The organism is Nonomuraea sp. NPDC050786, from assembly GCF_040654115.1.
In the GTDB taxonomy this organism is placed as follows: Bacteria; Actinomycetota; Actinomycetes; order Streptosporangiales; family Streptosporangiaceae; genus Nonomuraea.
This window is the reverse complement of the sequence record NZ_JBFAHJ010000020.1, coordinates 41,067-53,597: the sequence shown is the minus strand read 5'-3', so window position 1 is coordinate 53,597 and position 12,531 is coordinate 41,067. Positions and strand designations below refer to the sequence as shown.

At 69.2% G+C, this 12,531-nt stretch carries 12 protein-coding genes; 4 read left to right on the top strand and 8 right to left on the bottom strand.

The genetic code is table 11. From position 1 onward, the window contains the following. Positions 1-274: 274 nt before the first annotated feature. The gene (locus tag AB0H84_RS31220; protein WP_357611930.1) at positions 275-1,210 is read right to left on the bottom strand and encodes a LysR family transcriptional regulator; all 936 of its coding nucleotides are present in this window, start codon (positions 1,208-1,210) and stop codon (positions 275-277) included. A 132-nt stretch (positions 1,211-1,342) separates the two neighbouring features. Between AB0H84_RS31220 and AB0H84_RS31215 the strand changes: the two genes are divergently transcribed. Next, the gene (locus tag AB0H84_RS31215) at positions 1,343-2,599 is read left to right on the top strand and encodes an MFS transporter (protein ID WP_357611927.1); all 1,257 of its coding nucleotides are present in this window, start codon (positions 1,343-1,345) and stop codon (positions 2,597-2,599) included. Beyond that, on the top strand, positions 2,596-3,192 hold the full coding sequence (locus AB0H84_RS31210; RefSeq protein WP_357611924.1) for a cysteine hydrolase: 597 nt from the start codon (positions 2,596-2,598) through the stop codon (positions 3,190-3,192). The genes AB0H84_RS31215 and AB0H84_RS31210 overlap by 4 nt, the downstream gene beginning before the upstream one ends. On the opposite strand, the gene AB0H84_RS31205 is transcribed toward AB0H84_RS31210, so the two are convergent. Next, positions 3,136-4,368, bottom strand: coding sequence for an MFS transporter (locus AB0H84_RS31205; RefSeq protein WP_357611921.1), 1,233 nt, complete (start codon positions 4,366-4,368; stop codon positions 3,136-3,138). The genes AB0H84_RS31210 and AB0H84_RS31205 overlap by 57 nt on opposite strands. Before the next feature lie 84 nt (positions 4,369-4,452). Between AB0H84_RS31205 and AB0H84_RS31200 the strand changes: the two genes are divergently transcribed. Both AB0H84_RS31200 and AB0H84_RS31195 read left to right on the top strand, forming a co-directional pair. Further along, on the top strand, positions 4,453-4,911 hold the full coding sequence (locus tag AB0H84_RS31200; RefSeq protein WP_357611918.1) for a helix-turn-helix domain-containing protein: 459 nt from the start codon (positions 4,453-4,455) through the stop codon (positions 4,909-4,911). Between the two features lie 55 nt (positions 4,912-4,966). Continuing rightward, complete coding sequence (locus AB0H84_RS31195) at positions 4,967-5,713, top strand: class I SAM-dependent methyltransferase (protein ID WP_357611915.1); 747 nt, start codon at positions 4,967-4,969, stop codon at positions 5,711-5,713. Positions 5,714-5,773: 60 nt separating this feature from the next. On the opposite strand, the gene AB0H84_RS31190 is transcribed toward AB0H84_RS31195, so the two are convergent. From AB0H84_RS31190 to AB0H84_RS31165, 6 genes are all read right to left on the bottom strand, one after another. Continuing rightward, positions 5,774-6,403 carry a DinB family protein gene (locus AB0H84_RS31190; RefSeq protein WP_357611913.1) on the bottom strand — a complete coding sequence of 210 codons (630 nt, stop codon included), beginning with the start codon at positions 6,401-6,403 and terminating at the stop codon, positions 5,774-5,776. Positions 6,404-6,636: 233 nt separating this feature from the next. Continuing rightward, positions 6,637-7,380 carry a VOC family protein gene (locus AB0H84_RS31185; protein WP_357612392.1) on the bottom strand — a complete coding sequence of 248 codons (744 nt, stop codon included), beginning with the start codon at positions 7,378-7,380 and terminating at the stop codon, positions 6,637-6,639. 285 nt (positions 7,381-7,665) lie between these two features. Continuing rightward, entirely contained in the window at positions 7,666-9,231 is a 1,566-nt protein-coding gene (locus AB0H84_RS31180) for a hypothetical protein (protein ID WP_357611910.1), read from the bottom strand. Continuing rightward, positions 9,228-11,048 carry an NAD(P)/FAD-dependent oxidoreductase gene (locus tag AB0H84_RS31175; protein ID WP_357611907.1) on the bottom strand — a complete coding sequence of 607 codons (1,821 nt, stop codon included), beginning with the start codon at positions 11,046-11,048 and terminating at the stop codon, positions 9,228-9,230. Before AB0H84_RS31175 ends, AB0H84_RS31180 begins: the two co-directional genes overlap by 4 nt. Positions 11,049-11,631: 583 nt before the next feature. Further along, positions 11,632-12,180 (bottom strand): RICIN domain-containing protein, encoded by a 549-nt coding sequence (locus AB0H84_RS31170; RefSeq protein ID WP_357611904.1) that lies wholly within the window; start codon positions 12,178-12,180, stop codon positions 11,632-11,634. A gap of 116 nt (positions 12,181-12,296) precedes the next feature. Beyond that, positions 12,297-12,476 (bottom strand): hypothetical protein, encoded by a 180-nt coding sequence (locus tag AB0H84_RS31165; RefSeq protein ID WP_357611901.1) that lies wholly within the window; start codon positions 12,474-12,476, stop codon positions 12,297-12,299. Between the last annotated feature and the right edge of the window lie 55 nt (positions 12,477-12,531).

Here is a 12,531-nt window from a genome sequence, read left to right as displayed (position 1 = left end):
CGCTCCACGCCGACGCCAGGACGGCCGCCGAGACCGACTGAGTGCAGATCGTCGGCCGAAGCGCAGACCACTCCTCGATGCGGCGGTGGCGGTTGTCACTGTGGTGCCCGTACTCGAAATAAATCTACAATGTAAAGGCGCCTGGCTGGAAGGTTACAAAACTTCACACACAACGGAACGGGCTTCGCCCGTCCACTCCGACAAAGAGCGCGCCATTCCTGCCTGTAGCCGCCGTGCGTCGATGTTGCCGCGATGGTCGCGGACGCGGCGGTGTTCAGTGCGGAAGCACCCAGCTCGGTGTCCAGGTGCCGGCGGCGTCGTGGCCGGTCGTTGTGGCGGCGAGGTGGGCGCGGAGGGTGGCGAGCGCTGGGTGGGGGTTGTCGCGGTGCCATAGGAGCGAGTGCGGGTAGACGGGCGTCGGGTCGGTCACCGGGATGCGGCGCAGACCGTGGTCGGCGGGCCAGACCAGGCGGGTCTGTTCGCCCATGAAGGTGGCCAAGGCGGGGGTGTCGGCGACGGTGTCGAGGAGTGCGTCGGAGCCGAAGTTGGGGCCGGTCGCCTCGATGGTGAGGCCGAATTCGGCGACGAGGTCGTCGTAGTAGGCGGCCCACTCGGTGCCGGGGACGATGCCGGGCATCCAGATCCGGTGTCCGGTGAGCTGGGCGATGGTCACCGACCGGGCGCCGGCCAGCGCGTGGGCGGGGCCGGTGAGGAGTTGGAGCGCTTCGTCGAGTACCCGGACGGATGCGATGTCGTCGGGAAGGGGTCGGCCGGGCACGGCGACGGCGCGGAAGGAGACGTCGATCGCGCCGGACCGGATGGCGGCGATGGCTGTCTCGACGTCGAACAGCATCACCACGTCGAGTTCGATCTCGGGGTGTGCGCGGTGGAAGGCGCGCATGAGGCCTGAGGTCGCGCTGCGTGAGGCGATCACGTCGACGCGTAGGGGGCGGCTGCCGGGGAGGACGGACGCGATCGCGCGCTCGGCGACGCGCAGGAGCTCGCGCGCGTGGGGCAGGAAGGCTTGGCCGTCGATGGTGAGGCGGGCTCCGCGGGCGGTGCGGGTGAACAGTCGTACGGCGAGGTCTTTCTCCAGTCCGGCGATGCGCTTGGAGACGGCTTGTTGGGTGATCGACAGTTCTGCGGCGGCGTCCTGGAATTGGCCGGTGTCCACGACGGCGACGAAGGTGCGTACAGCATCGAGATCCACGCCAGCTGACCTTAGTGCACAACGGGGAGTTGTGTGGCTTTGGTGGGGTGGTTGTTTGACCGGCCTGCCGGGTGCGCGTTTTGATCTCTCGGGTCAACGGATGGTTGTTTCTCGGAGATGGTGGGGTGTGCGTTGGGGAGGTCGCTGGGGCGGCGGTTCGGGTGGTTCTGGGCCGCGTACGCGGTGAGTGCTTTCGGTACGTGGCTGGCGTTCGACGCGTTCGCTCTGGTCGCGATTCTGGCTCTGGATGCGGGGCCGGGTGAGGTGTCGGTGCTGGCTGCTGCGGGGCTTGCGGTTGGGGCGGTGGTGGCGGTGCCGTTGGGGCCGTGGGTGGAGTTTCGTCGCAAACGGCCGGTGATGATCGCGATGGATCTGATCCGGTTTGCGGCGTTGATGAGCGTTCCTGCGGCGTATGTGCTTGGTTGGCTGAGTTTCGTGCAGCTGCTGGTCGTGGCGGTGGTTGTCGGCGCGGCGGACATCGCTTTCACCGCTGCGAGCGGGGCGTGTCTGAAGGCGCTCGTACGGTCGGAGGATCTGCTCGTTGCGAACGGGCGGTTCGAGGCCACGGCGTGGACTGCCACCGCGCTCGGGCCGCCGCTCGGTACGGCCGCGATCGGGTTGGTGGGTCCGGTGGCGAGCGTGGCGGTCAATGCGGTCAGTTTTCTGCTTTCGGCTGTGGGGATCGGGGCCATCGGCGGGCGGGAATTGCGTCCGGTGCGGACCGTCACGTCGTCTCGGCCTGGGGTCGGTGACCTGCTGGAGGGGTGGCGGTACATTCTCGCCAGTCCGGTGCTGCGCCCGTTGTTCTTCAACACTGTCCTGGTCAGTGGTCTGATCATGGCGGTCTCGCCGTTGCTTGCCGTGCTGATGTTGGGGGACCTCGGGTTCGCGCCTTGGCAGTACGGTCTCGCTTTCGGGGTGCCCTGCGTCGGGGGCCTCATCGGGTCGCGGCTGGCTCGTCCGTTTATGGCGCGGTTCGGACGGCACAGGGTCATGTTCACCGCTGGGGTGCTGCGGGCGTGCTGGTCTCTCGGATTGGCCTTTGTCAGTCCTGGCCTCGCCGGGCTCTTGCTGGTCATCGTCGTGGAACTCGGGCTGATCACGTGTATGGGCGTGTTCAACCCGCTGTTCGCCACGTACCGGCTGGAACAGCTCCCGTCGGACCGGGTGGCCCGTACGTTGTCTGCCTGGTCGATCAGCAGTAAGGCCACCGTCGCGGCCATGACCGGGGTGTGGGGTCTGCTGGCCGATCTCATCGGTCCTCGCGCCGCGATCGCGATCGCGGGTCTTCTCCTGGTGGCGACCTCGCTTCTTCTTCCTCGACATGACCGTACGTCCCAGCTCAGGAACGCCGATGAGGCGCCGTCGGAAAGGCAATCACTCGCATGAGCACCGCTCCCGCGCTCGACCCCGCATGCACCGCCCTGCTCGTCATGGACTTTCAGCCTGCGCTGCTGGCGCTGCTTCCTGAAAGTGACAGTGAAGTCCTGCTGGGGCGTATGGAAAGGGTGATCGCCGACGTTCGTGCCAGCGGTGGCACGGTCGCCTATGTCCGGGTCGGCTTCACTGAGGCCGATTGGGCTGCGATCCCGCCTACCAACAGGTCTTTCGCGCCGATCGCTCAGTACCGTCTGATGCACCACGCGGGCCTTGACACCGCTGTTCATGAGCGTCTTGCTCCCAGGGACGGGGACATCGTGGTGCGGAAGATCCGTGTCGGGGGCCTGTCCACCACGGATCTGGATCGGCGGCTGCGCGAGCACGGCATCACCACTTTGGTCATTGCGGGTATCAGTACGAGTGGTGTCGTCCTGTCCACTGTCCTTGACGCGGCCGACCGGGACTATCAGCTCTACGTTCTGGCCGACGGTGTCGCCGATCCTGACCGTGAAGCGCATGAGGTCGTGCTGCATCGGGTTCTTCCTTCACGGGCTCACATTCTTGAGAGCGGCGAGTTGCGCGTCCTCCTGCGGGCCGGCTGACGCCGGCCGCGCCGGCCGGGCGGTGTGCTCCGCCGTTCGGGCGCTGAACGCCCAGGTGGCGAGGGCGCAGAGTGTGAGCGTGGCGCCGAGGGTGGTGGGGCCGATCCAGCCGGTGGCGTCGAACAGGGCCGTGGTCGCGGCTGCTCCGAGGGCGGAGCCGAGGGAGTAGAAGACCATGTAGGCGCCGATGGTGGTGCTGGTGCGGTCGGGGTAGGCGGTGGTGAGAGTGTGCTGGTTGCTCACGTGCACGGCTTGGACGGCGAAGTCGAGCAGGATCACGCCGAGGGTCAGCAGTGGTAGCGACCACGGGAGCTGGCCGATCGCGGCCCAGGAGGCGAGCAAGAGTGCGAGTGCGATGCCGGTGACCCGGCGCGCGTGTCCGCTGTCGCCCCAGCGTCCGGATCGGGCGGCGCCGAGGGCTCCGGCGAGCCCGGCGATGCCGAAGAGTCCGATCTGTGTTTCGCTGAGGTGCCAGGGTGTGCCGGCCAGCGGCAGGGCCATGCCGCTCCACAGGGTGCCGAACGAGGCGAACAGGAAGAATGCGAGGAGTCCGCGGCTGAGGAAGACCGGCTGGGCGAACAGGCCGGCGAAGGACCGGAGGATTTGGCCGTACCGTGCCGTGCCGGGGCGGACGTCTGCGGGCAGCAGGGTGAGGGTGAACAGTGCGAGGAGGGCGGCGAGGACGGTCAGGGTCAGGTAGATGCTGCGCCATCCCCACAGGTCTGCGAGGGCTCCCGCGATGACGCGGGCGCCGAGGATGCCGATCACGACGCCCGAGGTCACGATGCCGAGGTTGCGTCCGCGCTGGGCTGAGGGGGAGATCGATGCCGTGTACGCGACGGTGCTCTGCACGACGACCGCGAACGCGCCCGCCGTGGCCAGTCCGGAGAATGCCGCCCAGGCGGCCGGGGCGGCCGCGGTGATCGCCGTGCCTGTGGCGACCAGGGCGAGGTGTGCGGCGATCAGGCGCCTGCGGTCGAGCATGTCGCCCAGCGGCACCAGCAGTACCAGTCCTGCCAGATAGCCGAGCTGGCCGGCGGCCACGAACCAGCCGAGTGAGTCGTCCGGGACGCCCAGGTCGTGCCCCATGGGGGCCAGCACCGGCTGCCCGGCGTAGACGCCGGCCACGGCGACTCCGCATACCGCCGCCAGCAGCAGTCTCGTCCTCCAGTTCACGGACACTCCTCCGTTTGGTTTTGATTTGCAACTGTTTGGAGATTAGGCGAGAATGGTTTCATTACGCAACTCATTGGAGGGGTGATGGCCCGCGACGACACCGACAGACAGAGCCCCGCGTGGACGGACCCGAGTTGCCCGGTCGCCCGTACGGTCGATCTGGTCGGCGACCGGTGGAGCCTGCTGATCATTCGCGACGCGATGGACGGCGCCCGCTCGTTCACCGACTTCCAGCAGCGCACCGGCATCGCCCGCAACATCCTCACCGAACGGCTTCGCAAGCTCACCGCCCACGGCCTGCTCGTCCAGGTCGACGCCCCTTCGGGCAGACGCAGGCTGTACGCGCTCACCGAGGCGGGCAAAGACCTCTTCCCTGTGATCGTCACGCTGCGGCAGTGGGGCGAACGTCATGCCTTCGAGGCGGGGGAGACGCATTCGGTCCTGGTCGACGGCGATGGTGCCCGCGTACCGGACCTCCTGCCCGTGGCGGCGGACGGATCGCCGCTGACGAGCGACACGACGTCGGTGCGACGGCACACCTGATCCCCTCAATATGGTGAAATAGCGCTTGATGGTGGCAGCCAGGAAGGCAGTGTCGATGTCCAGCGTGCCGTTGTACGACACCATCGGAGCCACCTACACCGTGACCCGGCGCACCGAGCCGCGCATAGCCGCGCGGATCTGGGCTGCGCTCGGCGACGCCCGGACCGTGCTGAACGTCGGGGCGGGCACCGGGTCCTACGAGCCCCCCGACCGTTACGTGCTCGCGGTGGAACCGTCGGCGCTCATGCGCTCGCAGCGCCGTGCTGACGCGGCGCCGTGCCTGGTGGGATCCGCCGAGAACCTGCCGTTCGATGACCGGTCCTTCGACGCGGCGATGGCTGTCGCCTCCCTTCATCACTGGCAGGATCCGATCGCCGGTCTGCGCGAGATGCGGCGCGTTGCTCGCCGCGTGGTGGTGTTCACCCATGACACCAGTGACATCGGATGGCATCAGCGGTTCTGGCTTACTCGCGACTACCTGCCTGAGGTCGCCGGCTTCCTTGCCGGCCGGCCGTCGCTGACCGAGGCGGCCGGCGCGATAGGTGCCCGGATCGAACCGGTGCTCATCCCGTGGGACTGCGCTGACGGCTTCTTCGAGGCCTACTGGCGCCGGCCCGAGGCGTACCTGGACGAGAATGTGCGTCGCGGTATGTCGGTCTGGGCGAGAGTCGGGCCGGACGCCGAGCGGCGCGCGGTGCACAGCCTCCGTGATGACCTCGCATCCGGCCGGTGGGCCGAACGCAACCGCGACCTCGTCGATCTGGACGCGGCGGAGCTTGGCCTTCGCCTGCTGATCGCCTGAACCCGCCGCTGCTCAGCCGTGCCGGTCGCCCGGCAGGTGAACGGACGTCATCAGCTGTCGTCAGCGCGCTTCGAGGACCGCGAGGTCGCGCACCATGTAGCGGCGATGCTCGCACTCCTCCTCCATCACCACGCGCAGGCAGCTGCCCACCGAGCGCGGTTCCTCGGGATACCCGGGCGCCGGTGCGCGCGTGCACATCCGTGCGAGCTCGGTGTCGGTGAGGCCGTGGACGATGCCGCGCACCAGCGCCATCCGGCCGGCGCGCGCCTCCATCACTGCTGCGTACGACGGGCGCGCGTCGAGGTCGATGCCGAGAGCCGCCGCGTCCTTGGGCGGATAGCCGGTGTGTGTGAGACCGAGCCGGTGGAACGGCATCGGCTCCTCGAGGATGGTCCGGCTCGCCCAGGCGTCGGTGGCGAAGATCAGGTGGCGGAGCGTCTCGGCGAAGGACCACTCGCCGTCGACCCGTTCCTGGCGAGCCGATTCCGGCAGCCTCTCCGCGCGGGTGACCGTCTGCGACCAGAGCCGGTCGATGGTGTCCCACATCGCGCGGAAGTCATCGGCTGTCCGCATCGCTCGCAGCTGTACGCGCTCGGGATGGCGCCGGTCGAGCTCGGCCTCGACGAAGGGGGTGACGTCCACGTCGTTGACGAGGAAGTTGCGTACGTCTCCGGACACGCTGACGTCCACGAGCAAAAAGAGTCGACGATCTTGATCTGGCGCATGTCGCAGTCGCGGAACTTCGCGGCCGCGAAGGTGGTGCTCGTGAAGCTCGCTCCGCGGAACGTGCCGGTGTTGTCGTACTGCGTGGTCATCGCGCCATTGTGCCCGTACCTGCGGTTACAGTACAGCGTCGATGATCGGCGAGGTCGTCCGCGAGAAGCGGGTTACGTCGTACGGCCCGCAGGCGGGGAGGCTTCGCGTCAGCGCGGGGCGGCGAGGACGCAGAACTCGTTGCCCTCCGGGTCGGCGAGGACGATCCACGGGACGTCGCCCTGGCCCGCCTCGGCGGGCGTCGCGCCGAGGGCCTGCAGCCGGGCCACCTCCGTTGCTTGAACGTCACCGCGGTGCGGCAGCAGGTCGAGGTGGACGCGGTTCCATACGGTCTTCGGGCCGGGCGTCGTGCGGAGAAACTCGAGATACGGCCCGACACCCTGGGCGGAGCGGAGCCTCGCATGATCGTCGCTCACCTCGTGCACGGTCCAGCCCGTCGCCTCGCCCCAGAACCGGGCCATGGCCCGCGGATCCGCGCAGTCGACCACCACGGCGGCGATCGGCCCGGTATCGCGGTAGATCTCCCGAGGCTCCAGCACGCAGAACACATTGCCCTCGGGGTCGGCCAGAACCGTCCACGGGACGTCGCCCTGGCCCACATCGGCGGGTGTGGCACCGAGCTCTGTCAGGCGCGCGACCAGCTCTGCGTGACGAGCCGCAGAGGTGGTGGCGAGATCGAGGTGCACGCGGTACTTCACCGTTTCGGGGTCCGGAACGGTGACGACATCGACGCAGACGGCGACGGGGTCCGGCCAGACGAAGCCCAGGGGTTCAACGTTGGTCACACCAGGTCCCTCGCTGGAAACACCCCAGCCGAGCGCTTCCGCCCAGAACCGGCCGAGCGCCGAGTCGTCCCGAGCTTTGACATTCACCTGAACAAGTCGCAGCGCCATACCGGCCACCCTATGCCCCAACGGATCAACCGGCCTGTGCCCGTCGCGGGGGCGGCCTCAGTCGGTGGCTTATGCGCGTCCACGTTGGTGCGGAGAGTGATCGGCTTGAGCAGCGGCGCGGCGATCGTGGCGGGGATGCCGACGAGGAAGCACCAGCGCCGGCCCGGCCGCGAGGTGTCGACGACGGGGAGACCACGGTGCCGGCCGGTGTCGAGACGAGCAGGGGGAGGAGTGGTCCGCTGAGCGCTTCGAGGATCTGCCGGTGGGTTCTGCCGGGGGTGGAGGTCATGGTGCGGGTTCTTCGGGACGCAGGAGCAGGACGCTGCCGTCGCCGTTCGCGGCCATGATCAGGGAGCCGTCGGCGGTGGCCGCGATTCCGGCGAACGGCCGCGGTAGTCCGGGCAGGCCGGGCAGGGTGAACAGGCCGGGTTCCGGGCGGGCCGGGTCGAGCGCGGACGCGACCGGAAGCGAGTCGGCCTCGATCTCGACGTCGCCGGTGGCGAGATCGATGGCGAGCAGCCGGCGGTGGGTGGTCTCGACGACGTACGCGGTGCCGTCGTGGACGGTGATGCCCTGCGGGGTGCCGAGCCCGCCGGCGAGCAGTGCGGGTGCGCCGTGCTCGACGCGGTACACCGCTGACAGGTGCTCGTCGCTGACGTAGCAGCGCTGGTCGGCGTCGACGGCTACGCCGACCGGGCGGCCGAGGCCCTCGGCCAGCACGCTGACCTGGTCGTCGTGGTCGATGGCGACGACGCGGCCGGCGCCGGCTTCGGCGACCACCAGGGTGCCGTCGGCGCGCACGGCGATGCCCAGCGGACGCTTCAGGCCGTCGGCGCGGGTACGCACCGTGCCGGAGCGGCGGTCGTAGGTGCGTACGTGCCCGTACTGGGAGGTGACGTGGAGCAGGTCGCCGTCGGCGGCGACGCCGTGCACGAAGTTCAGCAGCTGGGTGGTGGTGACGTCTTCGTCCGGTTGGTCGGCGGGCTGGGTGAGGCGGTAGTGGTCGGCCACGTGGATGCCGCCGCCGAGGTCGATGGTCACTCCGAAGGGGCCGCCGAGGCCGCGGGGCACGATCTGGCGGGTACGTCCGTCGGCCGCGAGCTCGGCGACGCCGCCATGTGCGTAGCTGGAGACGTACATCCGGTTGTCGGCGTCGAAGGCGGCGTTGTCCAGGGCGTTGAGTTCGCTGACGATGGCGGACCGGTTGCCGGTGCCGGCCAGGTCGACGCGCGTGACGATCCCGGATTCGCCGCGGGACAGGACCAGCAGGGCGCCGGCGCGGTCGAAGCGCACGGCGACCGGATCAGGGACGTCGGCGGCCACCAGTTCCGGCTCGCCGCCGTCGAGCGGGATGCGGAACACCTCGCCGGTGAGCATGTGCGGGTAGTAGAGGTGCCCGTCAGGGCCGAGTTGCATGGCGTTGCCCATGGCGAGGCCCGCCGTGAGCACCGTGGGTTCGTCGCCGGCCGGGGAGAGCTCCAGCAGGCGTCCCCCCGGGATCATCTCGTTGGCGAACACGCGGGTGCCGACGCAGGCGATGCCGTTGGGTGCGGTGATCCGGTCGGTCACGAGCGCGAAGGTTCCGGCTGGGTCGCGTCGCCACACCCGGCCCGGGACCAGGTCGGTCACGTACATCGCGCCGCCGGTGTCGAAGGCGAGGTCGTCGGGGGCCTGCAGGGGACCGTCCGGTGGCACGATCACCTCGACGTCGCCGGTGGCCAGGTCGACGGCGCTGATCTGCCCGGCGAGGAACTGGGCCACGTACAGGCGTCCGTCGGGTCCGAAGGCCATGCCGTTCGATCCCCACAGCGGACGCGCCCGGATCAGCGGCTCGATTGTCCGGCGGTTCATCGGTTGCCCGCCAGCACCTCGTCCATGCCGCCCTCAGCCCGCCAGCGGCGCAGCAGGTCGTGGAAGGCGACCGGGCCGGGTCCGTACGTCATGCTGACCGGGCGGGGCTTGCCCTCGTTGTTGTAGTAGCCGGGCGTGCATTCGGCCTGGAAGCGGGTGTTGTCCGGCGCCAGCTCCCGGATGGTGGCGACCCACGCGTCCTCGGCGGCTCCGGTCGGCTCGACCGACGCGATGCCACGCCGGCGGGCCTCGGCGACCACGGCGCCGATGTGGGTGGCCTGCTCCTGCAGGATGTGCACGAAGTTGACCGCGGAGGCGTTCTGCAGCGGGCCCAGGTGGAACAGGTTCGGGAAGCCGTGGCTGTAGAAGCCGTGCAGCGTGCGGGGGCCCTGCCGCCAGGTGCCGAGCAGGGGCGCGCCGTCCCGGCCGTACACCGGCAGGGCGCCGGAGACGATGCCGGAGACGCCGACCTCGAAGCCGGTGGCGAAGATGACGCAGTCGACCTCGTACTCCTGCTCGCCGACCACGACCGCCGATTCGGTCATCGCGGTGATGCCGCCGTGGTCGGCGGTGTCGACCAGAGTGACGTTGGGCCGGTTGTACGTCTGCAGGTAGTGGTCGCTGAAGGTGGGCCGCTTGCACATGTAGCGGTACCAGGGCTTGAGGAGTTCCGCGGTGGCCGGGTCGTGGACGATCTCGTCGACGCGGGCGCGGATCTGGTTCATCTTCTGGAAGTCGGCGATCTCGTCGAGGTACTCGCGCTGCTCGGGCGACAGGGCGGTGTCGACGGTGCCGGCCAGCAGGTGGCGTTGCAGCCGTGCGGTGCTGGTCCAGCCGTCGTCGATCAGGTCCTGTTCGGCGCTTCCACCGGTAACGACGGTGAGGAAGTTCTCCATCCGTTCGCGCTGCCAGCCGGGCTTGAGCGAGGCGGCCCAGGCCGGGTCGGTGGGGCGGTTGTCGCGCACGTCGACCGACGAGGGGGTGCGCTGGAAGACGTACAGGTGCTGGGAGTCGCGTCCCAGGTGCGGGATGACCTGGATCCCGGTGGCGCCGGTGCCCACGACCGCGACCCGCTTGTCGGCGAGCTTGTGCAGGCCACCGTTCTGGTCGCCGCCGGTGTAGCCGTAGTCCCAGCGGCTGGTGTGGAAGGTGTGCCCGCGGAACGTCTCGATGCCCGGGATGCCGGGCAGCTTCGGCTGGGTCAGGGTGCCGGCGGACATGACGACGTAGCGGGCCCGGAAGTCGTCGCCGCGGTCGGTGCGTACCTGCCATTCGGCCGCGGCGTCGTCCCAGCGCAGCTCGGTGACGCGGGTGTGGAAGAGCGTGTCGCGGTACAGGTCGTAGAGTTTGGCGATTGCGACGGCGTGCTGGCGGATCTCCTCGCCGGGCGCGTACCGCATGGTGGGCAGGTAGCCGACCTCTTCGAGGAGCGGCAGGTAGACCGATGATTCGATGTCGCAGTGGATGCCCGGGTAGCGGTTCCAGTACCAGGTGCCGCCGAAGTCGCCGGCCTCGTCGAGCATGCGGATGTCGTCCACGCCGGCCTGGCGGAGCTTGGCGCCGGTGAGCAGCCCGCCGAAGCCGCCGCCCACCACCAGCGCCTCGACCCGGTCGCGGACCGGTTCCCGCTCGGCGCGTTCGGTGTACGGGTCGGCGGCGTAGTAGCCGAACTCGCCGCGGGCACCCTGGTACTGGGCGTTGCCGTCGGGCCGCAGGCGGCGGTCGCGTTCGTGGCGATATTTGGCGCGTAGCGCGTCCGGGTCGAAGCCCAGTTCCGCGACGGTGAGGTGGGCAGGCGGCGTCGGAGAGTGGTGCATGGATGGCCTTCCGCTTTGGGAGATCACGTGGGTGGGGGCTGATCAGGGTGTCGGACCGGTGCGCGGACGTGTCAGCGGGTCAGCGGCAGCGCTCCGTCACGGCTGGCCGGCCTGATCGGCGCGAGCGGGCAGCGTTCGCGGGGCTCGGTCGAAAGCGGTCAAACGTCCTCTCCTGTCTGGAACGCGCCTCATAACCGGACAACGTTGTCCGGTAGCAATATAGCCAGCTTTTCTGATCATTGTCGAATCCTGGACATTTCGGTGTCGAGGTTCTGGACACTGTTGTCCGGTTGGTGGCGTGAGAGTCGTGTCCGTGGCGCGTCCGCCGAACAAGAGTCGCCGCGTCGGCGTTCGCACGCGCACGACAGTGTTCGCGAACGTCGGCTACGGCGCGCCGCTCGGCCTGATGGCTCCCACCGCGGGGGAGACGGCCCTGACCTGCGAGGCCAGGGCCGGGATGCCATGCGGGTGCACGCCACGAGCTGACCCGACGTCGACCAGCCGCTACGCCCCCCCGAACCGGTCAGTGTGACCGGCGATCATCGCTGTAGCCGCACCGCGGCATAGGTCCGGAAGTGGGGGCTCAGCCGTAGTAGTCGCGGATTTCCCAGAAGCGGGAGGGGTGGCCGTCGCAGGTGTACTGGACGGCCTCGAGGTTGTTCTCGCTGCTGACTCCACCGGCGATGGTCAGGCACTTGCCGGTCTGGACGTTCCGGAATTCGATGTACTGGCCGACCCGATTGCCCAGCGCCCAGTAGCGCGAGGGGTGGGTGTCGCAGGTGTACTGGAGGGCGACGACGTTGTTCTCGGTGCTGACGCCACCGGCGATGGTGAGGCATTTGCCGGTCTGGCGGTTCTTGACCTGCAGGTACGTGCTGGAGTAGCCCCAGACGTCCCAGCGGCGGGAGGGGTGGCTGTCGCAGGTGTACTGGACGGCGTGGACGTTGTTCTCGGTGCTGACGCCGCCGGCGATGGTCAGGCATTTGCCGGTCTGCCAGTTCACGAGCTGGACGTTCGACGCGGCCCAGACGGCCGTGGACGAGGGCGCGGCGGATGCCGGGGTGGCGGTGGTCGCGCCGAGGGCGAGGAGGGCAGCGATGGCGGCTGCCGAGCGAAGGATGTGTGACTTCATGTGACCCAGCGTGCGCGCGTGGGGGCGGCATGGCTTGAGTACCTCGTACTCAAGGACGGAACGTCCCCCCGTCCTGCCGGGCAGGGGAACGCAGGGGGACAGTGGGCCGCCACGCCTCACACCGGGCGCTTGGCACCCGACTCGCCGTCGGCCAGCACCATGGTCGCCGGCGGTGATGGGTTCTGCGGCTTGCGGATCACGGTGTCCGCATGCGCAGGAGTGATGCCCAGCGCCAGCACGGCGGCCATGCCGACGGCCGAAGCGGCGGCACGGCGCGTCCAGGTACGGGTCTTCATACGGCTCTCCCAGTTCGGCCGATGATCACGACGCTACTGTCCATCAGCATCAGTG